The following is a 24,182-nucleotide window of genomic DNA, read 5'->3' as shown; positions in this document are numbered from 1 at the left end:
TACTGTCGGGACTCAGGCCGAAGAGCAACGGCTCCGGAGGAAGGGCGTGGTTACTTCTCGCAGCCGATGCCGTCTCCGTCGCGGTCAAGGTGCCGTCCGTAGCCGGGTGAGCCCGCTCGGACGGGTGCGGCACCTGCGGCCTTGGCAGCAGCACAGTTGGCGTAATAGGCGGAGGCCGGTGCCGCGGGCACAACGGGCGCCTGCTGTGCCTGTTGCGCAGCCTGCTGGGCCGCCTGCGCTGCGGCTTGCTGAGCCGCTTGGGCTGCGGCCTGGTCTGCAGCGGCCTTGTCACGCGCGGCCTGATCAGCTGCGGCCTGCGCAGCAGCTGCTTGGGCTGCCTGGTCCGCCGCGGCTTTGTCGGCAGCAGCCTTCGCGGCCGCGGCAGCTTCGGCAGCAGCCTTGTCTGCGGCTGCCTTCTCCGCTGCAGCCTTTTCCTCTGCGATCTTCTCGAGCGACTTCACCCCCAGACGGACAGTGGAACCCTTGGCCGCTTTGGTACCGCTGGCGGGGTCCTGGGTCAGCACTTGCCAGTTCGCCTTCACCATGATGGTTTTGCCGTCAACGCTGTCCACGGCCTCAACCTTGAACCCGAGGTCCTCGAGCTGCTTTGTCGCCTTGTCCAGCGTCATACCCACGACGCCCGGAACGGCGACGGCGGCTTCGGCAGTTGCGCTCGCTGCAGGAGTGGCAGCCGAGGCCGGCTCCACTGCCGCCTGTTTGCCGCCGCAGCCGGTCAGCAAAAGCCCTGCCAGCACGGCCATGGCCAGCGATTTCTTCAGCTGTCCGGCCTTGGGGCGGGCAGCAGCGTACAGGTTGTTCATGATTCCCCCTAGGAATGCGATGTTGTTGGTGATGCGGATGAAGTCAAAAGCCGGAAACGAAGAGGGACTATTCGCAGGCGATGCCGTCTGAATCCCGGTCCAGGGCCGAGCGGTATCCGGCCTGCCCGGCGTACAGCGGTGCAGCTCCGGCGGCCCGCGCGGCAGCACAGTTCGGGTAGTAGGCAGCAGCCGGGGCGGGTGCAACGGGCGCAGGCGCGGCAGGTGCAGGAGCAGGAGCGGCGGGAGCCGGGGCCACCGGGGCCGGGGCGGGAGCAGCCGGTGCAGCAGGAGCGGGTGCAACGGGCGCAGGCTGCACGGCGGCGGGTGCCGGCGCAGCGGGCGCAGGTTCAGCCACAATGGGCGCCTGCTGGTTAGTAGGTGCCAGCTGCCCGGTGCAGTCCGCCAGGATCCGGGCCATGGCGTCATGCTCTGCCTGGGTCACCCACAGCGAGTAGGTAGCTTTCACGGAAATCTGCCGGGCAACGTAGTCGCACCGGAAGCCCTTGTTCGGCGGCAGCCAGGTGGCGGCGTCGCCGTCGCCCTTCCTGATGTTCGTGGGACCGTCCGTAGCCTGCAGGTTCAGCGGATCGTTGGCGAACGCAGTGCGCTGCTCGCTGCTCAACTGCTGGCCACCCTTCTGCCAGGCGTCGCTGAGGGCCACCACGTGGTCGATCTGCACCGCCGTGCTGGTGGTGGAACCTCGGACGAAGCTGATGGTGGTGCCCGTGTAGGGATCTGCCAGCGTTCCCGACTTCACCTTGCAGGGCACGCTGTTCACGTAAGCGACGCCGGTCAGGTCCCGCTTGAGGATGTCATTGCGGGTATCGCAGCCGTTGCGGTCCACGTCCAGCCAGGCCTGCCCGAACAGTGTGCGGTCGTAACCTGTCTTCGGCGCCCTGCCCTTGACGGCGAGGGTTGCCAGCAGGTCGATCGCCTTCGTGGCGAAGGCCGGCTGGGCGTTCGGCGCCGCGGCCGCCACGCCGGACGCCAGAGCGTACGGCGTGTCCGGGTCCAGGGGCTCACCGCTGGCTTGCGGCGATGCCGGCGGAGTGGGGGCGGACGACGGCGATGCTGCCGCCGAAGGTACGGCGCTCGCCGTCGAGGGCGCTTCCTTCGCCGTGCCCGCCGCCGCGGCCGCCTCAAGGTCCGACGAAGTGGAACGCGGCAGGGCGAAACCGCCGGCCAACAGGAGGGCGAATGCTGTGCCAAGGGCAACGGCGCCGGCCCTGCGTCGTGCAGGCAGCCAGGCCCACGAGCGCCGGCCCGTGACCAGAACGTAAAGGCCTGTCAGAGCTACAGAAATGGCCAGGAAGATCAGCGCGCCGCCCACGCCGCCGCTCAAAGCGCCAAGCAGCATAAACAATGCGGTAAGGGCGCCAACAATGAATGTTGAAGCGCGGGGTTTCTGCGGCGGTTTTGGTGCCGGCGCAGACGGAAATGACCCCGGAAGGGTCGGATACTCGGACATTTTCCCCCATTTTTGAGGGCCCAATTCATTGCGGCCCCGCACTTGCCGGGCCTGCTGCTAAGCCCGACAAAGTCGTCGTCGCTGAGCCTATTCCGGGGGCGGGCCCAAATGCGGCCTGTCAGCCAATGCTCGGGCAACATTGCGCCAGCCTTGATTCGATCTTGAGGAAAGTCCTTAGCACTCCAATAATCGGCGTTAACATTTGCAAGTTTCCCGCGCACAGCCTTCATAAAATTCCCCCGCGAAAGCACTGGCGCGACGGTAGAGTGGCCCGCATGGAGATGCGCCTTGAAGTTGTCCAGGTTCCCGTGTCCGACGTTGACCGGGCCAAAGCGTTTTACACCGAAAAGCTGGGCTTCGTGCTGGACCACGATGTGGAGCACTTCCCGGGAATGCGCGTTGTGCAGCTGACTCCTCCGGGCTCGCCTACGTCAGTAGTCATCGGCACCGGGATGACCGCCATGGAGCCGGGCAGCCTGGAGGGCCTTCAGCTCGTGGCTCCCGACCTGCCAGCCCTTCGTGCCGAACTCGTAGACCGCGGTGCTGATGTCAGCGAGGTCCAGGACATGGGCGGCGTGCTCTTTGCCCACTTCGCCGATCCGGACGGCAACCGCTGGGTGCTCCAGGGAGCGACTCCGCCGGCCGTCAGGGAGGCGCACACAGCGTAGCCGCCAACAGCCGCGGAGGATTGACCGACAGCTGGCACTCCAGCTAGATTATCGAATATCGTTAATAACGAAATTCGATAACTCTTGGGGGAAACATGAAGCTGGCCAAGCACACCGGACGCCCGTCCAGGGACATCAAGCGCGAGGTAGTGTCCAGGACGGATGCCCTGGTGCTGATGGTCGGCGCGGCCGTGATCGCGGCCGGCTCGAGCGTCGTGTCCGTCATCAGCATGGCGGGCCTCTTTTCCGGGCCAGCCACGCTGACGCTGCCCGTGGAGCCCACCCGGAAAGCGTCAGGCCTGGAGCTGGGCGCGGAAGCCAGCTTCTCCGCCGTCGAGGCGACTATTCCAGTCCTCCCCGGGGCCGAAGCCGGGCAACTGGCGTGGGCGGGTGCGCTGACCCAGGTTGGCGTCCTGGCGGTCCTGGCCATGTTGTTCCTGCTGGCGTTCCGGCTGCGGAGCCAGACGTTGTTCACCAGGGGATCGGTATGGATCATCGGCGCCTGTGGGGCCGCCCTTGCCCTTGCCGGCACTGCGGGCCAAGTGCTGGATCAGCTGGCGAGGACCCGACTGGCTGATGCGGTCGGCCTGAACCCGGGGCGTGAGCCCGGCAGCGTCATCTTCGAAGGCAACATCAGCCTCCTGCCCATAGTGGCCGGAATCGCGCTGATCCTCATCGCCGGCGTCTTCCAGTTCGGCGGCCGCCTGCAGAAAGACACCGAGGGCCTGGTCTGATGCCGGCGGAGGAAACCACGGGCATTCACTGCAGGCTTGATGAATTGCTGGAGCATCGCGGCATGACGCTGACCGAGCTCAGCAAACGGGTGGGCGTCAGCCTGGTGAACCTCTCGGTCCTGAAGAATGACCGCGCCAAGGCCATCAGGTTCTCCACCCTCGCCGCAGTCTGCACTGCGTTGGACTGCGAAGTGGGAGACCTGCTGGTGACGGAACCTGCGGGCTAGGAGATCTCCGGCAGTCCCCGGACCATCCGCAATTCCGGCACACTCTCCCATTCGGGCGGAAGGTGGCCGCGTCCGCCGTCGAACGTAAAACCCTGACGGCGGTAGAAAGCCTGCGCCTTCTGGTTGTCCTCAAGCACCCAAAGGTATGCCGGAGCGTCGCCGAGAGCGGCGGCCAGCAGAGCTGTTCCCAGTCCGGTTCCCTGCGCCCTGGCCAGGACGAATATGGAGTAGAGCTCCAAGGGAAACGGCGCATCCTCATGGCGCGGCGGCCCGGCATCGGCCAGGCCCACAATTTCACCGTTGGCGTCCTCGGCGAGGATCCGCGGGTGCGGAACGTCAAGATACGGCCGACGGCGGGCCACGCGTTCTGGGACGGACCGTCGCCGTTCAGCGAAGAAGCCGGGCGACAGCAGGTGCCCGTAGCTTTCCTCGTGCGCGGCGGTATGCATCAGCACGACGTTCTCGGCGTCATCCGGGGTGGCCTGGCGCAGCACATAATCCATGGCCCCAGCCTAGTCAGGACCCGCCGTCAGGTCCCGTCCGCTTGCAGCACATCCTGGACCACTTCGTTGCGCCGGAGAAACCACGGCTTGAAAGGCGGATCAAACCGGGCGAACCGGGGTGCCCCCACGGGCGTGAGTCCAGCGAGACCGAGCGCCGCCTGAAGTCCGTTGTTGCTGCGCTCGAAGTTTGCCTCGGAGCCGCGGCCGGAAAATCGCAGCACCGCGGCCAGCGAGCCGGGCACCGCCCGAATCTTCACGGTTGGATCGGTGGGGACCGGAGCCGTTTCAGCCGTCAGCCCGGCCGGCAGGACGAAACCCACCACGTACTCCGCAGATCCGCCGCCCCCGGAGAGCGGGCCGCTCTGGATGACCGGCGCGGTCATCGCCAGCTTTTGGGACTGCCCGGCCTCTTGGACAACAGGCGCCGTCATGGCCAGCTTGGCACCGCCCCTGTTGTTCCCGCTGATGTAGTTGAAGAGGCGGCGGAAGGCCACGTTCCCCGCCCGGTCGAAGTCCGCTGCTACCGCCACTTCGGCAACGACATAGTCCGGGTAGCGGCGCAGCTCGAAGTGTGGATAGCGGCGGATCACTTCATAGGGCTGCTGTTCGGTCATGGTGGACCCGAGCCTACGCTTGTCACGGAGGAGCGGCCAGAGCGGCCGTACTCTCAGACAACCGGCTTCCGGGCGGCCTTCTTGAAATAGCGCCGCAGGAACACGAAAACCAGCACAACACCCAGCCCGCCAAAGATCAGGATCAGCATGGTGCCGGCCCCACGGAACCAGACGCCGTCGCTTTCGTAGCCGAGCACGATAGCCCGGCCGGGATCCTGCTCCGCATAGACCACCTTCACCTCACCGCCCACCACGGGGTGCTGGTCGTGATCCACAGCCGCGAAGGTGGCATGGACGGAGGCGTCGCCGGCGTAGAACTCCACCTTGATCCTGCGCTGGGATGCCTTGGTGACATCGTCGAAGTGCACGATGGTGCCCGCAGCATGGACTCCGGTGCGTTCCAGTTCCTCGTCGGCGCCGATCATGGAATTTCCGACGACGAACATGACGGGTCCGAGCAGGACCACCAGGACGGTGACCACCAGGTTTAGCACCCATTTCCAGGCCTGCTGAGGTTTACGGATTCGGTCAGTTCTGCGCCCAGTCACGCTGACCATTGTGCCAATTCCCGCGGGCCGTGGCGGACGTTAGCAGAACCACAGCAAAAACGGTTGCCGCCAGCAACGAAAAGGAGGATGATAGTTAGCAGAACTAATTAGCAGTGCTAAGCAAATGATGAGCCGACCGCTCCAGGAGGCGCACCCGCCCATATGGCCCCCACCGAAACCAGCACCAAAGAAACTCCGCAAATCACACCGGACACCCTAGCCATCGACCTCCGCACCGCCGTGATGCGCACCTCGCGCCGGCTCCGCGTCGAGGCCACCGGTGAAGTCATCACCCCCGGCCAGTACACCGTCCTCGCCGTCCTGCACGGTGACGGCGCCCGGACCCTCCGCGAGCTCGCGGACCGCGAGCACGTGCAGGCCCCGTCCATGACGCGCATCGTCAATGCCCTTGCCGAGCAGGGCTTCGTCACCAGGACCCAGCATCCCGACGACGGCCGGCAGGTCCGAATCGACATCACCGATGCCGGCAGGGAGGTTCTCGCTGAGGCCAGGGAACAGCGCACCGCCTGGCTGGCACAGCGCGTGGCCGGCCTGAGCGCGGAAGACCGGGACATCCTCAGCCGGGCCGCACGCATCATGCAGGAAATGAGCGGCAAATGAGCCAGATGTTCCGCGCCCTCGAAAACCGCAACTACCGGATTTGGGCCGGGGGTGCCCTGGTCTCCAACGTGGGCACTTGGATGCAGCGCATCGCCCAGGACTGGCTGGTGCTCACCGTCCTGACCAACCATGACGGCGCCGCCGTTGGCATCACCACCGGCCTGCAGTTCCTGCCGATGCTGCTGCTGGGCCCCTACGGCGGAGTCCTGGCAGACCGCTACCGCAAACGCGTCATCCTGCTGTGGACCCAGCTGGCCATGGGCATCACCGGCCTGGCCATCGGCCTTCTGGTGGTCACGGGTACGGCCCAGCTGTGGCATGCCTACCTCGCCGCGTTATGCCTGGGCATTGCCAGTGCTATTGACGCCCCGGCGCGGCAGTCCTTTGTGTCGGAGCTGGTGGGCCAGGACAACATCTCCAATGCCGTAGCCCTGAACTCAGCGTCCTTCAACACCGCCCGCCTCACGGGTCCGGCCGTCGCCGGCGTCCTGATCGCCTGGGTGGGCACCGGGCCGGTGTTCCTGCTCAACGCCGCCAGCTACGCCGCAGTGATCTGGTCCCTGTTCCTGATCCGCACCTCCGAGCTTGTGCCCACTGTTCGGGCAGAGCGCGGCAAACACCAGGTGACGGAGGGCATGCGGTATGTGAAGCAGCGGCCGGACCTCGTCCTGATCATGGTCCTGGTGGGGGTCCTCGGCGCATTTGGTATGAACTTCCCCATCACAAACGCCCTCATGGCCACCACCGAATTCCACGCCGGGCCGGGCGAGTTCGGCCTGCTCGGCTCCATCATGGCCGTCGGCACCCTGGCCGGAGCCCTGCTGGCCGCCCGGCGCGCGCGGCCCCGGCTGAGGTTCCTGCTGGGCGGCGCCCTGGGCCTGGGAATCTTCACGCTGGTAGCCAGCGTGGCGCCGTCGTTCTGGCTCTACACCGCCGTGCTGATTCCGGTGGGCCTGGCGTCCATCACGTTCCTGAACAGCTGCAACACCAGCATCCAGCTCTCCGTGGAACCGCAGTTCCGCGGCCGGGTGCTGGCCCTCTACCTGGCGATCCTGCAGGGCGGAACGGCTGTGGGTTCACCGCTGATCGGCTGGATCGGCAGCGAATTCGGTGCCCGCTGGTCCGTGGCGGTGGGTGGCCTGGTGGTCCTGCTGACCGGGCTGGCCGCCGTGATTGTGGTCAGCCGCCGGAGCAAGCTCAGCCTCCGCAGGGCCGTCCGCATCGCGTTCAGCGGCAAGCGCGAAGCCGCAGCCTGACCACCGTGCCCCTGGGTCACTTCCCCGGAACACTACCGGCCCGAAGCCGCATAACCGGCGCTCCCCACCACCGGTTATGCGGCTGGGGGCCGGTTATAGGGGGGGCTTGCCGCGCCGGCCACGGCATCCCGGAAGACCGTGGCATACTGCAGCCATGCCTGCAGTCTCCTCCCTGACGCCCGACGACGTCATCGACCAGCCCGCCCGCGCACAGTTCGAGGCGTTCCTGGACCAGCACCGCGCCATGTTGGAAGCCTGCCTGGATGGCCTCACGGAAGAGCAGGCCCGCCGGTCCCTGGTGCCGTCCAGGACCACACTGCTGGGGCTGGTGAAGCACGCAACCTTCGTTGAGAGGGTCTGGTTTGATGAAGCCATCACCGGCCGCTCCCGCGCCGAAATCGGCATTCCGGCCACCCCGGACGAATCCTTCATCCTCGACCGTCAGGACAGTATTGCCAGTATCCGGAACGCCTACCGCCAGGCGTGCGAGGCATCCCGGCAGGCGGCATCAGGCCTTGACCTTGATGACGTGGTCAGGGGCAACCGCCGCGGCCCGCTCCCCCTGCGCTGGGTGTACCTGCACATGATCCGGGAGATCGCGCAGCACTGCGGCCACGCGGACATCCTGCGGGAACAGATCATCACCGGCTGACCCGCAGGGAAACCTGCCGGAAGGACGCGCACGACGGCGGCGCCGGCCTTCCGCCCGCCCGGCACCCGGGGTGGGGGGTACCGCGGGAGGCGGCGGCCGGCGTCGTGCGTTGCTGTGTGGTGGACCGGTGGGCTACATCGGCATCGATGAGATGTTGAGGATGTTGCCCTCGCTGTCGAGGAACCAAGCCCCTTGGCCCATGCCTTCCATGGTGGCGATGCCGTTCTCTGTCTTAAGCCCGGGCATGTCGTAGTCCTCGAAAACCACGCCGCGGCCGCGCAGTTCCTCCACTTCCTTCTCTACATCCGCCACGCCCCAGCCCATCTGGGTGTTCTTCGCCGTGCCGGCATTGTCCGTCTGGTAGAGCAGGAAACCGGTGCCGTTGCCGCACTGGTAGATGAGGTTATCGCCTTCGATGGTCTGGCTGGGTTCGAGTCCCAGCTTGTCGCGGTAGAACTCCCGTGCCCGGTCGATGTCCTTGGCAGGCAATACTGCCATGACCTGCGAATCCTTGAGCATGACAAATCTCCTTGGTGCAATCTTGCGATGGCGGTGCTCTCCCCCGTTAACGGTCCGAGAGGTCCCTGCCGGAGATCTGGCGGGCCGCGTGACCGCCCGCTGCGCCGACACCGGGGCTGCCACCTGGGACTCTCCTGCGCCCGGCCGTCACAGGTCTCATTGGCGGAGAGGGTCCCCGAAGCCTATGAGGCCATTATGGAACTGCTTTGGCCAGAGCGAAATAGGGAAATATCCGGTCCGGCGCGTGCCATGGAATGCCCGACGCCGGCACCCGTCCAGACGGATGGCGGAAGAGAACGACGGCGGGCTGCAGCACTATTTCCGGGCCGCGGCAATGGCGCGCCTCACCGCGGTTCCGGTGACCGCCACCAGCGGCACCAGGCAGGCGAACAAGGCAAGGGTGTTCGGCTGGAAGACCGTCTGACCGTTGACGGTGGTGTAGACGCCCACCGGTATCACCATTCCGCCGCCGCCACCGCCGGATGCGCCGTCGCCTGGCTCGCTGCCGCCGCCGAAGCCGAACGACACCAGCGCCACCGGAATGACCTCCTGGCCCCCCACATTCACGGGCGTGCCGTAGGCCCTGGTGACGCCCACATTCTTGAACATGTCCACGAGGGACGCAAAAGTATCAGCCATGGGGCCAGCGTAGGCGCCCGGACAGGCCGACGGCAGGGGCTTGCCCCGACGCAGCGTATTCCCAGTGCCCCTCCGTTGACACTGCCGCATTTGTCATGACAAAGTTTCAAATGCGCTAAATTAGAGCGCTCTAACAGTGATGTTAATCGGCTCAAAGGACCCGCATGAAAATCTCCATGAACTCCACCGCCGCGTTCCACGGCACCACCTTGCGGGACATCGCCGTGGCGAAAGCAGCGGGGTTTGACGCTGTTGAGCTCCAGACGCCCAAGCTGTTCCGTTTCCTGGACGCCGGCTTCACGGCCCACGATCTGTTGCCGGCACTGGACGGCTTCCCGGTCTCCGGTGTGGGCGCCCTTCAGGAAGCGCCCCACGAGGATTTCATCCGCGACGCCGCCCGGCTGGCAGAGGTAGCCCAAGTGCTCGGCTCACCCTACGTGCAGATGTGTACCGGCCCGGTTGACGTCCGCGTGGTGAAGGAGTTCCGTGCCGGCACGCTCCTTCCCGGAGACCTGCGGTTCCGCGGCGCCCTGGGCCTGGACGGACCGGACGCTCTGGCCGAAACGACGAAGCGGGTGGCTTTGGCGGCGGACATCGCAGCAGACTACGGCGTGGGCCTCTACCTGGAGCCACTGGCGTGGTCCCCCGTGAACCGGGTCAGCCAGGCACTGCAGATCTTCGACTCCATCCAGCGGCCCAACGTGAAAATGTGTGTCGACTTCTGGCATTTCTGGGCCGCCGGCGACACCCCGGAGGACGTCGCGGCGCTGCCCGGGGACATGATTGCTGCCGTCCACGTCTGCGACGGCCTGCACGTGCCCGCCGGCGAAGTCCCCGACCAGTCAATTTCGCGCAATGTCTGGACTGGAGCTGGCGACATCCCGTTGCAGGAATGGGTGGATGCCTGCAAAGCCACCGGCTTTGACGGCTTCTATTGCCCGGAGATCTTCTGCGACAAGGTATCGGAACTGGACGACCACCTGGTGGCTTCCACCCTGCGCAACACCGTCCAGATGCTGCTTACCTGAACCTGGAATAGTCCGGGGCAGCGCCGGCCCGGCACCCGAGCGATCAGTACGACCGGCCCTCGCCCGCATAACCGGTGCCGCCCAGCACCGGTTATGCGGTCCAGGGCCGGTTATGCGGTTATAGCCGGATCTCAGCCATCCGGCGTCGGACGATCTCTTCCACCACGGCGTCCGGCAGGGGCCGCTCCGCGGTGAACCGTATGGTGCCCTTGGACAGCGAGTATCCGCCCAGGCTGTGGGCCACAGCTTCCACAACCGCCGGCGAGAACGGGAAGATGGACAGATGCTTGGCTGCGGCCACCACCCCCACCAGCGGCTTGCCGTCGAGCTTGAGCGCGGGCATCCCGTAACTCACGCCTTCGGTGGCCTCCGGCGCCACGGATCGAGCCACCGCCACAACGTGCTGAAGGCAGCTCCGGCTGGGCTCGGGCAATTCCGCGAGCGCGTCATCAACGGTGCCCACAAAAGGCCTTAGCTCTGCTTCTTTGCCGCCACGGCCGAGGCGAGGGAGGTGAGGCCGCGTTCAAAGTCCGAGCCCACCATCTTGTCCATGTTGATGAACATGGCGAAAATCTTCGCTGCGCCCTTGTTTTCGCCGGTCATCTTCCACGTAACTTCGGTGCCGCCGGGGACGGGCGTGAACGTGAAAGTGGTGGGGTTCAGGGCCTTGAACGGCTTGGTGAACTGGAGGCGGATGCTGATGGTGCTGGACGGCGCCGACTCGACAATCTCCATGGTGCCGCTGCCGGCCTTCCGGTTGCCGCTCCATTCATAGCCCGCGCCGGCACCCGACGCCGGGCCGTAGTAGCGGCGGCTCATGCCGGGGTCCACCTTCTCCCACGGGGACCACGCTCCCCACTCGCGGAAGCTGTTGACCAGGGGAAAGATATCTTCCGGGGCGGCAGGGATGACCGCGCTGCGGTGGACCTCATACGTAGACATGGACCCAGCATAGGAGTCCGCAGGCAGCCCTGAACAGGCCGCCACGGCGCCACTGCGGGTAGCCGCCATGACGGTCCTATCAACGTACTGTCTTGCCGCCCGGGGAGGGCTGCCGTGACCACCCTTCGGACGCGATTCCGAAGCCGTCATCATGTCGATTCCGGGACCCCGGATCCTGTAAATTTAAGGCAGGAATTGTCCGGCCAGCGAGCCGCATTCCACCTCTCCCCCTTGAATGGATCCGCTCCCCCATGTCCTCCGCGACTTCCGTGCCCGCCCCTGCCCGTTTTCCCTACGCCGCCCTGCTGGTCCTGGCCACAATTGCGTTCACCGCCATCACCACCGAACTCCTTCCGTCCGGCCTGCTGCCGCAGATCAGCGCGGGCCTGAACGTGTCCGAACCCGTGGCGGGATACCTCGCCGCGGCATACGCTGCCGTCATCGTGGTCACGGTGGTGCCGGTTGCCCGGCTGCTGGCACGGATCCCCCGGCACACCCTGCTCGTGGGGCTGGTTCTGACGTTCGCGGCCAGCAACGCATGGGTGGGGCTATCCCCGGATTTCACGACGGCGATGATCGCCAGGATGGTGGGCGGCCTGGCCCACGGGCTGCTCTGGACCACCATGGCGCCGTTCGTGACCCGTGTGGTTCCGGCGAACCAGGTGGGCAAGGCGCTGGCCATCGTCTTCAGCGGCAACAGCCTGGGCCTGGCCATCGGCGCGCCGGTGGGCACGGCCCTCGGCGGGCTGCTCGGCTGGCGGTCGGCGTTCCTGGTCCTTGCCGGATTTGGGCTGCTCCTCACTGTCCTGGCGTTCTTCCTGCTGCCCCGCGTTCAGCGGATTTCCGATACCGCCCGGCCGTCCATCCGGCGCGCCATCGCCGAACCCGGGGTCAAGGCGGTGGCCACGGCCTGGCCGCTGCTGGTCCTTGCCCACTTCGCGCTGTTCACCTACATCGCGCCGTTCATCCGTGAAGCCGCCCTGCCCGAGTACGCCACAAGCCTGGCGCTCACCGTGCTCGGCGCCTCCGGCCTGCTGGGCATCTGGATCGCCGGACTCACCGTGGACTCGCGGCCGCGGAGATCCCTGATGGTCACGACGGCGGCGATCGCCGTCTCGATGGCACTGTTGCCCCTCGCGGTGGGCAGCCTTCCACTGGCCCTGGTCCTGATGACCGTCTGGGGAGCAGGCCTGGGAGCCATCGGTATTTACAACCAGTCCGCCATCCTCCGCGCCGGCGGCGAGTACAGCGAAGCGGCCAACGGCCTCACGGTGCTGACCATCCAGCTGGGCATCACCGTTGGCGCCCTGTACGGCTCGGGGGCACTGGTGGTGGGCGGACCGCTGCTGGTCCCCGTGGCTGCCGCCCTGCCGGTGCTGGCCGCCCTGGTGATCACCATCGCCGGCAAGAAACACGCCTATCCGCCGGGACCCCGGGAACGGACCTGGCTGGAGCCGCGGCCGATCCGGACGCCCGGTGACACCAGAAACACCACCGTGGACGCGTCGAGTGACCCGACTAGTGACACGGCGGCCGCCAAGGTGGAAGACCCCGCCTGAGTGCTTCTCAATCGGGCCTCCCCCACTGGCTTCCCAGCATGGGGAGCAGCCGGCCGGGACTTGCGCTGTTAACCTCCGCTCCAACCCGCCGCCCCAAGCGCGCAACCTGGCCCTCCTAGCGTTGACGGGTCACCCGGCCCGGAACGCCGGCACCCGTCATCCCAGGAGGAACCATCCCCATGCGCACAGTCCTGACTGCTGCGGCCACCGCCGCCCTGTTTGCCGCCGCCATCGCTTCCCCGGCCAGCGCCGCAGGTACCCAGGCCTCCGAAGCCGGCGTGTCGTCGTCGAACGCTGCCGGCACCGCAAGCTCCGCCATCAAATCCAACGAGCGCAACGGCTCCTTCGACCTTCAGTCCCACCGCGGCGGCCGTGGCGAGTGGACCGAGGAGTCCCTTGCCGCATTCTCGAACTCCCTCAAGCTCGGCGTCACCACCTTGGAATTGGACACGCACCTGACCAAGGACGGCAAGATCATCGTCTGGCACGACGACACTATCCAGGCAAACAAATGCGCGGACACCGCCCCGGCCACTGCGGGGGACCTGGAGTTCCCGTACGTCGGCGACCGTGTGGCCGAACTGACCCTGGCCCAGGTCAAGACTCTCGACTGCGGCTACACCCAGCTGCCCGGCTACCCCGAGCAGGAGGTCATCGAGGGCAACCGGATCGCCGAGCTGCGCGACGTTTACCGCCTCGCCGAGGAATTCAACGCCAAGAAGGTCCGCTTCAACGTCGAAACCAAAGTGGAGGACGGTCAGCCCGGCGGCGTAGGGATGGTGGCCCTGACCAAGGCCGTAGTGGCGGAGGTCCTGGCCTCCGGCGCCGCCGACCGCACCACCATCCAATCCTTCGACTGGTCCTCGCTGAACCTCACCAAGGAGCTCGCCCCGGAGCTGACTTTGGTAGCGCTTTCCAGCGGCAACGCCTGGATGCAGGTGGGCAAGCCGGGGGCGGCACCGGTGCTCGGCGGTATCGACATCGACGACTACGACGGCTCGCTCGCGAAGGCCGCGGCCGCCCAGGGGTACGACGTCATTTCGCCCACATTCAACTCCGTCACCCCTGAGATGATCGCCGAAGCCCATGAGCTCGGGGTGCCGGTCATTCCGTGGACAGTGAACAAGCGGGCGGACATGGCGCGACTGATGGATCTGGGCGTGGACGGCATCATTACCGACTACCCCACCCGCCTGCGCACCCTCATGGAGGAACGCGGCCTGAAGCTCCCCAAGGCCTACGCCCCGCGGGCATAGTCTCCACGGCGCAAGCACGACGGCGTCTGCCGGACTTCCGCTGGGGGAAGTCCGGCAGGCGCCGTCGTACTTTATGCGGATCGCTATGCGCGGTACTTCGCCACCGTGAAAAGGAAGGTCGAGTCCTCCTCGGCCTCAAGGCTGTGCAGGCCGGGCGGGACAATCAGCAGGTCCCCGGCCTTGCCCTGCCAGGACTCCTCACCTGCCAGCAGCCGGACGCAGCCGCGGATCACAAATACCGTGGCGTCGCCGGGGTTCTGGTGTTCGCTGAGCCGCGTCCCGGCTTTCAGTGCCATCACGGACTGGCGGAGGATCTTTTCGTGGCCGCCGTAGACGGTGTCTGCGGCGCGGCCGCTGGAGGATGACAATGCCGCCTCAAGCTGCTGGCGGGCCAGCGCTTCAACCGAAATCTTCTGCATGCGCCCAAGGCTACCCAGTGGCGGTCAGCCTGGCGACAAGTTCTCCACGGTTGCCCACACCTACCTTGGAGAAGATGGATTTCAGGTGGTCATGGACCGTGTGCGGGGAGATGAACAGGTGGCTGGCAATATCCGCCCCGGCGCTGCCCGCCATCAGTTCCAGACAGACTTCCTGTTCCCGCGGGGTGAGCCCGTACGCGGACAGGAGCAGTGCCAGCAACTGGCGGGTGGTAGCAGGTTCCACGGTCACCACCATTTGTTGGGGATCGTCGCCGGTGATGAGGCGGCTGGCCTGCAGGATCACCCAGCCGGAATCGACGTCGCGCATCCTGGTCCTTGCCGTCCCGGTAGACGAAGCCTTCGCCTGCGCCACCACCGCGTAGAGCACCATACTGAACTGGCCGGGGGCCGCCTCCTCCAGCGCGTGCAGCCAGGTGGTCGCAGCCGGGGTGGCGGCACGCAGCTCACCGCGGTCACCGGCAAGCACAATCACCGGCCCGTCAGGCTGCTGCCACAGCCGGTGGTGCGAGCGGGCAGCGATGCGGGTGGCCGCTGCGAGCGCAGCCGTCACCGCCGCAAGGAATTCCACCTCCCGGTCGCTGAAATCCGCAGTCCCCTCACGGAACAGGCTCCCGACGCCCCAGCATGACTGGTCCGCACGGAACGCGCCGCGCAGTTCATGGACCAGTCCCAGCGGCCGGAGCAGGTCGTTGATCCGGACGCTGCCGGCCACCTCGCTGTGTGGGGCATCCGAAATCCGGGCCACGGTCCGCGGCCGGCGCATGAGCTGGGCGAACGTGTTCGGTTCGGTCCCCTGGTATTCGGACTGCGCGAACCGGACAGCGTATTCATCAGTGACCGGCCACGGCCGCCAGTTGGTCACGGAGTTCATCACCATGGATTCGGGGTCGACGCCGGCCCAGCAGGCCTGATCGAACGGCACCGACTTGCGCACCAGCACCAGGGCGGCGGTGTACAGGGTGGCCAGGTCCAGTCCGTCCGTGGCCAGCGCGGCAATGTCACGCCGGGTACGCTCAGCGCGCTCCTCCCACATAGGTCCAGTATCCGGCCCGCCGGCACCGCGCGGAATCCCCCAATCCGGGGATGGCCTGCCTGGTTCCGGTGGCCCTACCCTTCCGGCATGAACATCATGTCCCAAATTTTCGCGGTGCTGGCGGTGGTCATCTACGTCGGCGTCTTCCCGGTGGAGAGTTTCCTGCTGCGGCGCAGCCGGTGGGCGCAGAAGTTCCTCAGCACCCCGCCGGAGAACGTGCCGGCCGTGATGATGTGGGCCATCCCCACCGGGTACAAGAACCTGGTGATTGCCCTCGGCGTAGTGGCCGGTCTGGTGGCGGTGAACATCGGCGAACCGGTGGTGGGGTACACCTTGGTGGTCTACTGCTGCCTGAACATGGTGCTTACGGCGCCCACAATGCTGTTGGCGGACCTGCAGGGCCACTACCCCAGGCGCTGGGAAAGCCTACCGGGAACCCTCGCCGCCACCGTCCCGGCCCTGCTGGCCCTGGTGTTCCTGCCGCTGGGGCCGTGACTTCCAGCCGCAGCCGTGCGTTCCCGCCCAGTTACTGCCTCCTGATCCGGCCCGGGCACGCAGCAGCCCCGGCTATTGCACAGATCTGCCCGCGCGAGCCGGCGTGGGCGGGCAGGTAACCGGGCGGGAATGCACCGGGCTCGCAAAGTGAAGATGGCCAGACCCTTGATAGGTGACTATATGGTCACCTATCATGGTGTGCATGGACGACGTGTTCAAAGCACTCTCCGACCCCACCCGCCGGGACCTGCTCGATGAGCTGTTCCGCGAGGACGGCCAGACCCTGAGCGCACTTGAATCACGGTTCAGCATGACCCGGTTCGGAATCGCCAAGCACCTCCGCATCCTGGAGGACGCAGGCCTGGTGGTCACCCGCCGCCGCGGTCGTGAGAAGCTGCACTTCCTGAACCCCGTTCCCATCCGCCTGGTCCACGACCGCTGGGTCAGCAAATACGCAGAACCATGGGCCGCTGCCCTCAGCGACCTCAAATCCAGATTGGAAAGTCCCATGGAAAAAATCTTCGAGATCTATATCAAGACCACGCCCGAGAAGCTCTGGGAAGCCATCACGGACAGTGACATCCGCAGCAAGTACCAGTTTGGGAACACCCTGGAATCGGACTGGACGCCCGGCGGCCGCTTCGAAATGGGCAACCCCAAGGCTGGCCAGATCCTGGGCGAAGGCGAAAACCTGGAAGTCGATCCGCCCCGCCGGCTGGTGCAGACCATGCGGGCGCTCTGGGGCGAGGACGTCAAGGCCGAGGGTACCTCGAAGGTCACCTGGGAGATCGAGCCCGTGGGCGATTCCTGCCACCTCACCGTCACGCACAGCGACCTCCGCGAAGGCGCCAACGACCAGCTCTACGGCGGCTGGCCCATGATCCTTTCCGGCCTGAAGACCTGGTTGGAGACCGGCGAAAAGCTCACCACGCCGGGCTCGCTGATGTACACCTGATCCACGGCAGGGAAGCACGACGGCGGCGCTCGGCGTGGGTGCCAGCCTGGGCTTCGGCAGGTTTTTCCGCCCTGAGATGACATTCGGAAGTTTCTGTTTCCGCCACGGGGTCCCGGTGCAACGATGGTGCCACTACCGACGAAAGGGCACACCGTGGCGAACGCAGGGGGTACGGAATTCCAGGACCGCGGGCTCCCGCTGACGGCCCTGGCCGTGGCGGCAGGAAGGGCAGTCGAGTCGTCCCGGCCGGACCCACTGGTGGTGGATCCGTTCGCGGCGGAACTGGTGCGGGCCGCCAACTCGCACGTGGAGATGCCAACCCAGTGGCCCGCCAACCCCGAGGACGCACCGCCCCTGCAGCAGCCATTGCTCCTGGCATCCATCTACATCGGCCTGCGCACCCGATTCATCGACGACTTCCTCCGGGACGCCGCCACGGTGCAGACGGTGATCCTGGGAGCGGGCCTGGACACCCGGGCGTTCCGGCTGCAGTGGCCGGCCGACTCCCGGATTTTCGAAATCGACAGCTCCAACGTCCTGGCCTTCAAGGACAGCGTGCTGGCCGGCCTGTCCGCCGCGTCCGGAGCGAAACGTGCCACGCTCGATGCCGACCTCTCACAACCGTGGCGGAACAGCCTCATCGCCGCCGGCTTCGACCCTGGGCTGCCCACCACCTGGATCCTCGAAGGCCTCCTCCCCTATCTCGACGCCGCCGGGCAAGATGCCGTCCTGGATGAAGTGGCGGCATTGTCCGCGCCGGGTTCGCGGGCCGTCATCGAGCGCGCCGTGCCGCTGCCGAAGACCGACGATCTTGACGCACAACTGCAGGAGTTCAGCCTCAAAACCGGCCTGCCCATGAGCGACCTGCTGGCCCGCGCCGATCCGCCGGACCCCGTGTCCATACTGGAGTCCGCTGGCTGGCGCTGCGCCCAGCACACGGTGCAGGATCTCTGCACGGCGTACGGCAGGGTGATCTCGCTGGCCGGTACCACGGCGCCCGCCACCAAAGCCACCGCGGACGACGGCGGCGCGGAGCCACCGCGGTCCGCTGAAGGCCAGTCCCGCGGAGGCTTCGTTACCGCCTGGTTGTAGGGCGTTTACGAAACAGATCCGCTTCCGTTCGCCTTCGCCTTAGTGTTGTTCAGGCAGATTACGCAACCGTTTACGTAAACCGTTTGCGTAGCTGCCTGTCCAGCACACGGGAAGGAGGAACGAGTGGTCACCATCAGGGATGTGGCACAGCAGGCCGGGGTGTCCCCTGCCACCGTTTCCCGCGTGGTGAACGGCCTGGTGGGCTACTCCGACGAAACACGCGAACGCGTTGAGGCGGCCGTCCGGAAACTCAGCTACGAGACGGACTACCTGGCCCGGGGGCTGAAGACCCGGCAAACCTCGGTGATCGGCCTGCTGGCCCCCATGGTGTCCGACGCGCTGGCCTCCACGGTGATGCTGGGCGTGGAACAGGAAGCCCAGGAACGCGGCTACGCCGTCATGCTGGGCCGCACCGGAGCCAAGTCCGCCTTCATCGCCGGCTACCTGCGGACCCTGCGCACGTACCGGGCCGCCGGCGTCATCCTCATCTCCGCGGTTATCACCCAGGAGATCCGCCAACTGCTGGGCCCCAACATCCCGGTCATTTCCGTGGCCATCCGGGACAAGTCCGGCTCCCCCAGCGTTGCCATCGACGACGAGGTGGCCGCCTACGACGCCACCCGCCACCTGCTCCGGATCGGCCACCGCCGCATCGGGCTGCTGGCCGGCGACCCGGCTTCCGTCTTTGTGGCAGAACCCCGCAAGCGCGGCTACCTCCGCGCCATGCAGGAAGCGAAATGCGCGCCGGTCACCGCCACGGGCAGCTTCTTCTACGAGAGCGGCGCCGCAGGGCTGGATGGACTCCTGGCCCAGGACCCTGCCCTCACCGCCATCTTCGCCGTCAGCGACGAGATGGGCGCCGCAGTGGTGAACGAGCTGCAGAAACGCGGCCGCCGGGTCCCGGACGATGTGTCCGTCCTGGGCTTCGACAACACCTCCACCTCGCTGCACGTCCACCCACCCCTGAGCACCATGGGCCAGCCGCTTGAGGAGATGGGCCGCACAGCCGTTTCCAAGCTCCTCCGCGCCCGCGACCTCGGCCCCAAAATCATGCAGCACCGGCTGATTGAACGCGGATCCACCGCCCCGCCGCCCCCTTCCTGAACCGCACCACCACTTTCCCCACCCCCTCCTACCGGCAACGCCCGGCACATCCCCGTGCCGCCGTCGTCGTACCTTTCCGCGCCCCAAAACCACTCCGCAACACCCCACCAACCCTGAAGGAGCACTCCATGAGGCAGCGCCGCCACACCTGGCAGACAATTCTCACCACCACCGCCCTGGCCACCGCAGCGGCCATCGGCCTGACCGGCTGCGGCGGCACCGGCGCCGGCACGAAGGCGAGCGCCAGCGCGGCCGCCTTCGAAGGCAAGGGCCCCATCAACTACGTCTCCTCCCGCGACTCCTCCGGCGCGGCGAACAAGAGCATCGAGGAATGGAACGCCGCCCACCCGGATGAAAAGGTCACCTTCATCGAACTGCCGGATTCGGCGGACCAGCAGCGCCAGCAGCTCATCCAGAACGCGCAAATCAAGTCCGACACGTTCAGCGTCCTGAACCTGGACGTCGTGTGGAACTCAGAGTTCGCGGCCAACAAATGGGTCCTGCCCCTGCCGGCGGACGCCGTCCCCACCGACAAGATGATCCCGGCCACGGTGGATGCCGCCACGTACCGGGACAATTTGGTGGGCGCCCCGTACTACACCGACGGCGCCCTGTTCTACTTCCGCCAGGACCTGCTCACGGCCGCCGGCATCGCCGCCCCGCCGAAGACCTGGGACGAGATGAAGGACGCCTGCACAAAGATCCTGGCCCTCCCCGAGGCCGCCGGCATGTCCTGCTACACCGGCCAGTTCGACAAGAACGAGGCCCTCACGGTGAACTTCTCCGAGGCCGTGGCCTCCGCGGGCGGCACCGTGGTGGACGCCGACGGCAAGCCCACCGTGGACACCCCAGAGGCCAGGGAAGGGCTGTCCCTCCTGGTGGACGGCTTCAAGGAAGGCCTCTTCCCCTCCGACGCGATCACCTACCTCGAAGAGCAGGGCCGCCGCGCCTTCCAGGACGGCAAAGTGGTATTCCTGCGCAACTGGCCGTTCCTCTACTCCTCGCTGAGCGCCACGGACGGCTCCAGCAAGGTGGCCGGCAAGTTCGGCGTCACCTCCATCCCGGGCGTTGACGGCACCGGCGTCTCCACCCTCGGCGGCCGCAACCTGGCGGTCTCCCCGTTCACGCCCAACAAGGCCACCGCTTTGGAGTTCATTAAGTTCTTCACCAGCGAGGAACAGGCCAAGAAGCGCCTGGAACTGAGCAGCCGCGCACCCGCCTACGCCGACCTCTACGAGGACCCCGCCGTCGTCGCCAAGCGGCCCTTCTTCCCCACGCTGCTCGAATCCCTGCAGAACGCCCAGCCCCGCCCCAAGGTGGTCCAGTACGGCACCACCACCAAAGCCATCCAGGAAGAGGCGTACGCCGCACTCACCGGCGAGAAGGACACGGACGCCGCACTGGGGGCCATGCAGGCCAAGCTCGAAGAGATCACCGCCAAATGACCGGCACCGCAACACTCCACCGCCGCCCGGCCAAACCACCGGCCGGCCACGGCCCGCCGTCCCCGGGCCGCACCCCCGGCGAAGGCCGGATGGCCGCCCTGCTGCTCTCCCCCACCCTCCTGGTCCTGGCCCTGGTGATCGCCTACCCGCTCATCTCGGCCATCCACCAGTCCTTGTACCGGGCACAGTCCGGCCTGGACGCGGACGGCTACGTCACCGAGGGCGAGGCGTTCGTGGGCCTGGCCAATTACGCGGACCTGCTTGCCGGCGAGTCCGGCCAGCGGTTCCTGAACGCGTTCGGCAACACCACGTTCTTTACCGTCACCACGGTTCTGCTGGAAACCATCCTTGGCCTTGCCCTGGCGCTGGCCATGAACCGGGCCTTCAAGGGCCGGTCCTTCCTGCGGGCCAGCATCCTGGTCCCCTGGGCCGTACCCACCGCCGTGTCCGGCCTGCTGTGGCGCTGGATCTTCCAGTCGGACGGCATCGCCAACTCCTTGCTGGGCAGCGAGATCCTCTGGACCGCCGAGGGCACCGCGTCCAAGCTGGCCGTGATCATCGCCGAGGTCTGGAAGACGGCACCCTTCATCGGGCTGCTGGTCCTGGCGGGCATGCAGATCATCCCCGGGGAAGTGTACGAGGCCGCAAAGATCGACGGCGCGGGCTGGTGGCGGCAGCTTGGCTCCATCACCCTGCCGCTCGTGAAGCCCACCCTGCTGGTGGCCGTGCTGTTCCGCATGCTCGACGCCCTGCGGATGTTCGACCTCCCGTTCGTCCTGATCGGTCCGGGCAAGGAATCCGTGGAAACCCTGTCCATGCTCGCCTGGGATGAATCGAACCAGCTCCGCTACGGGTCCGCCTCAGCGTTCGCCGTCGTCCTGTTCCTGTACGTCGCCGCCGTCGCCATCGTGTTCGTCAAGGTCCTGGGCGCCGACGTGACCGGGGCACGGCAACTGGGCGCCAAACGCAAGGCACGCGCGGCAGACACCACCGAGAAGACAGGGGCCACCCGATGACCATCACCGACCTCCGCGGCCTCGCCGCGGAAACTCCCGCCGCGGGTGGCGCCGGAACGCGGGCCAGCAAGCCCAAGAGCAGCTGGCGCTCCCGGTCCGTATACGCGGGGCTGGCGCTGATCATCGTCTACTGCCTGGCGCCGTTCTACTGGATGGTGGTCTCCAGCCTGCGCCGCACCGCTGACATTTTCGACAACACCCTCCTCCCGCAGCCTTTCTCGCTCGAGAACTATGCCAAGGTGTTTGACGGTTCCACCATGTTCGGCCAGGCGCTGCTCAACAGCCTGATCGTGGCGGGAGTGACCACCGTGGCCGCCCTGGTGCTGGGCATCTTCGCCGCGTACGCCATCTCGCGGCTGGAGTTCCGGTTCAAGTCCGTGATCCTCGGCGTTATTATTGCCACGTCCACGTTCCCCGGGATCTCCGTGGTGGTGCCGCTGCTGCGGTTCTTCACCGACCTTGGTTGGATCAACACCTACCAGGCCATGATCATCCCCAACCTGTCCTTCGCCATCCCGCTCGCCGTCTGGAACCTCACCACCTTCATGAAGCAGCTGCCGTTCGACCTCGAGGAAGCCGCCATGATCGACGGCTGCAGCAAGTGGCAGGCGTTCCGGAAGGTCCTGCTTCCCCTCGCCGCGCCGGGCGTCTTCACCACCGCGATCCTGACGTTCATCCACAGCTGGAACGAGTTCATCATTGCGCTGTCCATGATCAACGATCCGAAGATCCAGACCGCCACCGTGGCCATTTCCAAGTTCACCGGCGCCACCGAATTCCAGGCACCGTTCGGCGAACAGATGGCCGCCGGCGTGATCGTCACTGTTCCGCTGGTGATCATGGTGCTGGTGTTCCAGCGCCGCATCGTCGAGGGCCTCACGGCGGGGGCCGGCAAATGACGCACGACGGCGGCCCCGGCCAGGCAGTTCCGGTCACCGCTTCCTGGTGGGAGTCCGCCGTCATCTATCAGGTGTATCCGCGGTCATTTGCAGACGGGAACGGCGACGGCGTGGGCGACCTCCCCGGGCTGCTGGAGCGGCTGCCGTACATCGCCGCGCTGGGCGTGGACGGAATCTGGCTGACCCCGTTCCAGCCCTCCCCGCAGGTGGACCAGGGCTACGACGTCAGCGACTACTGCGGCGTGGACCCCCTGTTCGGCACCATGGCCGACTTCGACGCCCTGCTGGAGCAGGCCCACGCGCTGGGGCTGCGGGTCCTGCTCGACGTCGTCCCCAACCACTGCTCCTCCGCCCACCCGCTGTTCCAGCGGGCCCTCGCGGCAGGGCCGGGCAGCCCGGAGCGGGACATGTTCCACTTTGTGGAGGGCCGCAGCTCGTCCCCTGGCGTGACCAGCGACCTGCCGCCCAACAACTGGCAGAGCGTGTTCGGCGGCCGCGCCTGGTCCCGGGCCAACCCCGGATCCGAAAGCGACACCGAGTGGTACCTGCACCTGTTCTCGGCCGGACAGCCGGACTGGAACTGGCGCAACCCCGCTGTGGGCGACTACTTCGAAAATGTCCTGCGCTTCTGGTTCGACAAAGGCGTGGACGGCCTCCGGATCGACGTCGCCCACGGGCTCTTCAAGGCCGACGGCCTGCCGGACGCCCCGTCTGCCGAAGCGGTGGTGGACGGATTGCGTGCCAACCCGCTGGTCTCGGACCAGGAGGACGTCCACGAGGTCTACCGGCGGTGGCGGCGGCTGGCGGAAAAGTACCAGCCGCACCGGCTCCTGGTGGGCGAGGTCAACCTGGAGCCTGCCCGGGCCGCCCGCTACACCCGCAGGGACGAGATGCACCAGGCCTTCGCTTTCGCGTTCGTGAAACTGGGCTGGGATCCCGTGGCCTGGGCGGCTGCCGGCACCGACTTGGAGGACGCCCGGAAGCTGCACGGCGCGGCACCCACCTGGGCTCTCGAGAACCACGACATCGTCCGCTCAGCCACCCGTTTCGGTGGCGGTGATACCGGTGCCAGGCGTGCCCGGGCCGCGCTGGTGGCGCTTCTCGGCCTGCCGGGTTCGGCCTACCTGTACCAGGGCCAGGAACTTGGGCTTCCCGAGGTGGACGTTCCGGTGGACTCCCGCGTGGACCCGATGTGGGCGCGCGGCGGCATCACGCGCGACGGCACCCGGGTCCCGCTCCCCTGGACCGAAGACCCTGCTTGGACCCACGGATTCTCGCTGCCCCCTGCGGATCCAGCGCGTCCGGCGGACCCGTGGCTGCCCGTTCCGGACGCCTGGGGCGGCCACGCCGTCGAACTGCAGCAGCAGGACCCCGGCTCCATGCTGGCGCTGGCCACCCGGGCCATCGCGCTGCGCCGGCAGCTGTGGGCGGACGGCACGTTCACCGCGGACGACGGCGGCACCTGGCACGTGCGGGAAGGGAACCTCCTGCTCTGCGAACGCAGCCCCGGCTTCCTGGTGGCCGTCGCCATGGGGAGCAGTCCGGTGAAGCTGCCGGCCGGCGTCGTACTCTTCAGCGCCTTCCCGCTTGAGAGGGAGGGCTGGCTGCAGCCGGACAACGCGGTGTGGTTGCGCCGCGACTGAGGACG

28 protein-coding genes are annotated in these 24,182 nt (G+C 66.9%); 17 read left to right on the top strand and 11 right to left on the bottom strand.

All coding sequences use genetic code 11. From position 1 onward, the window contains the following. Window positions 1-50: 50 nt before the first annotated feature. Both UC32_RS15250 and UC32_RS15245 read right to left on the bottom strand, forming a co-directional pair. Window positions 51-821, bottom strand: a complete 771-nt coding sequence (locus tag UC32_RS15250; RefSeq protein WP_082072150.1) for an excalibur calcium-binding domain-containing protein — start codon at window positions 819-821, stop codon at window positions 51-53. A 67-nt stretch (window positions 822-888) separates the two neighbouring features. Further along, entirely contained in the window at window positions 889-2,178 is a 1,290-nt protein-coding gene (locus tag UC32_RS15245; protein ID WP_235423682.1) for a GmrSD restriction endonuclease domain-containing protein, read from the bottom strand. Between the two features lie 386 nt (window positions 2,179-2,564). Between UC32_RS15245 and UC32_RS15240 the strand changes: the two genes are divergently transcribed. The 3 genes from UC32_RS15240 to UC32_RS15230 all read left to right on the top strand — a co-directional run bounded on the left by UC32_RS15240 (window position 2,565) and on the right by UC32_RS15230 (window position 3,918). Then, the gene (locus tag UC32_RS15240; protein ID WP_045732059.1) at window positions 2,565-2,957 is read left to right on the top strand and encodes a VOC family protein; all 393 of its coding nucleotides are present in this window, start codon (window positions 2,565-2,567) and stop codon (window positions 2,955-2,957) included. Window positions 2,958-3,052: 95 nt separating this feature from the next. Further along, window positions 3,053-3,691, top strand: a complete 639-nt coding sequence (locus tag UC32_RS15235; protein ID WP_045732030.1) for a hypothetical protein — start codon at window positions 3,053-3,055, stop codon at window positions 3,689-3,691. Continuing rightward, entirely contained in the window at window positions 3,691-3,918 is a 228-nt protein-coding gene (locus tag UC32_RS15230) for a helix-turn-helix domain-containing protein (protein WP_200896398.1), read from the top strand. The genes UC32_RS15235 and UC32_RS15230 overlap by 1 nt, the downstream gene beginning before the upstream one ends. Here the strand turns inward: UC32_RS15230 and UC32_RS15225 are convergent. The 3 genes from UC32_RS15225 to UC32_RS15215 are packed head-to-tail and all read right to left on the bottom strand — an operon-like array spanning window position 3,915 to window position 5,583. Then, on the bottom strand, window positions 3,915-4,421 hold the full coding sequence (locus tag UC32_RS15225; RefSeq protein ID WP_045732028.1) for a GNAT family N-acetyltransferase: 507 nt from the start codon (window positions 4,419-4,421) through the stop codon (window positions 3,915-3,917). The two genes, UC32_RS15230 and UC32_RS15225, sit on opposite strands and share 4 nt — an antisense overlap. 26 nt (window positions 4,422-4,447) lie before the next feature. Beyond that, on the bottom strand, window positions 4,448-5,035 hold the full coding sequence (locus UC32_RS15220; RefSeq protein WP_045732027.1) for an SOUL family heme-binding protein: 588 nt from the start codon (window positions 5,033-5,035) through the stop codon (window positions 4,448-4,450). Between the two features lie 53 nt (window positions 5,036-5,088). Then, window positions 5,089-5,583: a DUF3592 domain-containing protein gene (locus tag UC32_RS15215; RefSeq protein WP_045732058.1), complete on the bottom strand. Its 495-nt coding sequence runs from the start codon at window positions 5,581-5,583 to the stop codon at window positions 5,089-5,091. A gap of 162 nt (window positions 5,584-5,745) precedes the next feature. On the opposite strand from UC32_RS15215, the gene UC32_RS15210 reads away from it, so the two are divergent. From UC32_RS15210 to UC32_RS15200, 3 genes are all read left to right on the top strand, one after another. Continuing rightward, the gene (locus UC32_RS15210) at window positions 5,746-6,204 is read left to right on the top strand and encodes a MarR family winged helix-turn-helix transcriptional regulator (RefSeq protein WP_045732026.1); all 459 of its coding nucleotides are present in this window, start codon (window positions 5,746-5,748) and stop codon (window positions 6,202-6,204) included. Continuing rightward, window positions 6,201-7,460, top strand: a complete 1,260-nt coding sequence (locus tag UC32_RS15205; protein ID WP_045732025.1) for an MFS transporter — start codon at window positions 6,201-6,203, stop codon at window positions 7,458-7,460. Before UC32_RS15210 ends, UC32_RS15205 begins: the two co-directional genes overlap by 4 nt. A gap of 154 nt (window positions 7,461-7,614) precedes the next feature. Continuing rightward, the gene (locus tag UC32_RS15200) at window positions 7,615-8,112 is read left to right on the top strand and encodes a DinB family protein (RefSeq protein WP_045732024.1); all 498 of its coding nucleotides are present in this window, start codon (window positions 7,615-7,617) and stop codon (window positions 8,110-8,112) included. Window positions 8,113-8,244: 132 nt separating this feature from the next. Here the strand turns inward: UC32_RS15200 and UC32_RS15195 are convergent, their stop codons facing one another. Both UC32_RS15195 and UC32_RS15190 read right to left on the bottom strand, forming a co-directional pair. Further along, window positions 8,245-8,631, bottom strand: coding sequence for a VOC family protein (locus tag UC32_RS15195; protein WP_045732023.1), 387 nt, complete (start codon window positions 8,629-8,631; stop codon window positions 8,245-8,247). A gap of 315 nt (window positions 8,632-8,946) precedes the next feature. Then, window positions 8,947-9,270, bottom strand: coding sequence for a hypothetical protein (locus tag UC32_RS15190; RefSeq protein ID WP_045732022.1), 324 nt, complete (start codon window positions 9,268-9,270; stop codon window positions 8,947-8,949). Window positions 9,271-9,434: 164 nt separating this feature from the next. Between UC32_RS15190 and UC32_RS15185 the strand changes: the two genes are divergently transcribed. Next, on the top strand, window positions 9,435-10,298 hold the full coding sequence (locus UC32_RS15185; protein WP_045732021.1) for a sugar phosphate isomerase/epimerase family protein: 864 nt from the start codon (window positions 9,435-9,437) through the stop codon (window positions 10,296-10,298). 118 nt (window positions 10,299-10,416) lie between these two features. Here the strand turns inward: UC32_RS15185 and UC32_RS15180 are convergent, their stop codons facing one another. Next, complete coding sequence (locus UC32_RS15180) at window positions 10,417-10,761, bottom strand: iron chaperone (RefSeq protein ID WP_045732020.1); 345 nt, start codon at window positions 10,759-10,761, stop codon at window positions 10,417-10,419. Window positions 10,762-10,769: 8 nt separating this feature from the next. Then, complete coding sequence (locus tag UC32_RS15175; protein WP_045732057.1) at window positions 10,770-11,240, bottom strand: SRPBCC family protein; 471 nt, start codon at window positions 11,238-11,240, stop codon at window positions 10,770-10,772. 251 nt (window positions 11,241-11,491) lie between these two features. Here UC32_RS15175 and UC32_RS15170 point away from each other — a divergent pair, with 251 nt between their 5' ends. Together UC32_RS15170 and UC32_RS15165 are read left to right on the top strand one after the other, a co-directional pair. Beyond that, window positions 11,492-12,799, top strand: coding sequence for an MFS transporter (locus UC32_RS15170; RefSeq protein WP_045732019.1), 1,308 nt, complete (start codon window positions 11,492-11,494; stop codon window positions 12,797-12,799). Between the two features lie 179 nt (window positions 12,800-12,978). Continuing rightward, the gene (locus tag UC32_RS15165; protein WP_052690599.1) at window positions 12,979-14,055 is read left to right on the top strand and encodes a glycerophosphodiester phosphodiesterase family protein; all 1,077 of its coding nucleotides are present in this window, start codon (window positions 12,979-12,981) and stop codon (window positions 14,053-14,055) included. A gap of 83 nt (window positions 14,056-14,138) precedes the next feature. On the opposite strand, the gene UC32_RS15160 is transcribed toward UC32_RS15165, so the two are convergent. Together UC32_RS15160 and UC32_RS15155 are read right to left on the bottom strand one after the other, a co-directional pair. Next, window positions 14,139-14,474, bottom strand: a complete 336-nt coding sequence (locus UC32_RS15160; RefSeq protein WP_045732017.1) for a cupin domain-containing protein — start codon at window positions 14,472-14,474, stop codon at window positions 14,139-14,141. A gap of 10 nt (window positions 14,475-14,484) precedes the next feature. Further along, a complete protein-coding gene (locus UC32_RS15155; RefSeq protein WP_045732016.1) occupies window positions 14,485-15,528 on the bottom strand; it encodes a helix-turn-helix transcriptional regulator in 1,044 nt (347 codons plus the stop codon). Between the two features lie 87 nt (window positions 15,529-15,615). Between UC32_RS15155 and UC32_RS15150 the strand changes: the two genes are divergently transcribed. From UC32_RS15150 to UC32_RS15115, 8 genes are all read left to right on the top strand, one after another. Continuing rightward, window positions 15,616-16,023, top strand: a complete 408-nt coding sequence (locus UC32_RS15150; RefSeq protein WP_045732015.1) for a DUF1304 family protein — start codon at window positions 15,616-15,618, stop codon at window positions 16,021-16,023. A 202-nt stretch (window positions 16,024-16,225) separates the two neighbouring features. After that, window positions 16,226-16,978, top strand: a complete 753-nt coding sequence (locus UC32_RS15145) for an ArsR/SmtB family transcription factor (protein WP_045732056.1) — start codon at window positions 16,226-16,228, stop codon at window positions 16,976-16,978. A 153-nt stretch (window positions 16,979-17,131) separates the two neighbouring features. Beyond that, complete coding sequence (locus UC32_RS15140) at window positions 17,132-18,070, top strand: SAM-dependent methyltransferase (protein WP_082072149.1); 939 nt, start codon at window positions 17,132-17,134, stop codon at window positions 18,068-18,070. Between the two features lie 123 nt (window positions 18,071-18,193). After that, complete coding sequence (locus UC32_RS15135) at window positions 18,194-19,174, top strand: LacI family DNA-binding transcriptional regulator (RefSeq protein ID WP_045732013.1); 981 nt, start codon at window positions 18,194-18,196, stop codon at window positions 19,172-19,174. Window positions 19,175-19,302: 128 nt separating this feature from the next. Next, window positions 19,303-20,619, top strand: coding sequence for an ABC transporter substrate-binding protein (locus UC32_RS15130; protein WP_045732012.1), 1,317 nt, complete (start codon window positions 19,303-19,305; stop codon window positions 20,617-20,619). Then, window positions 20,616-21,635, top strand: a complete 1,020-nt coding sequence (locus UC32_RS15125) for a carbohydrate ABC transporter permease (RefSeq protein WP_235423681.1) — start codon at window positions 20,616-20,618, stop codon at window positions 21,633-21,635. The genes UC32_RS15130 and UC32_RS15125 overlap by 4 nt, the downstream gene beginning before the upstream one ends. Then, on the top strand, window positions 21,632-22,534 hold the full coding sequence (locus UC32_RS15120) for a carbohydrate ABC transporter permease (protein ID WP_082072148.1): 903 nt from the start codon (window positions 21,632-21,634) through the stop codon (window positions 22,532-22,534). The genes UC32_RS15125 and UC32_RS15120 overlap by 4 nt, the downstream gene beginning before the upstream one ends. Beyond that, window positions 22,531-24,177, top strand: coding sequence for an alpha-amylase family glycosyl hydrolase (locus UC32_RS15115; RefSeq protein WP_045732011.1), 1,647 nt, complete (start codon window positions 22,531-22,533; stop codon window positions 24,175-24,177). The genes UC32_RS15120 and UC32_RS15115 overlap by 4 nt, the downstream gene beginning before the upstream one ends. The last annotated feature ends 5 nt before the right edge of the window (window positions 24,178-24,182 follow it).

Source organism: Pseudarthrobacter chlorophenolicus (assembly GCF_000962805.1).
Taxonomy (GTDB): Bacteria; Actinomycetota; Actinomycetes; order Actinomycetales; family Micrococcaceae; genus Arthrobacter; species Arthrobacter chlorophenolicus_A.
This window is presented reverse-complemented; position numbering and strand designations above follow the sequence as displayed.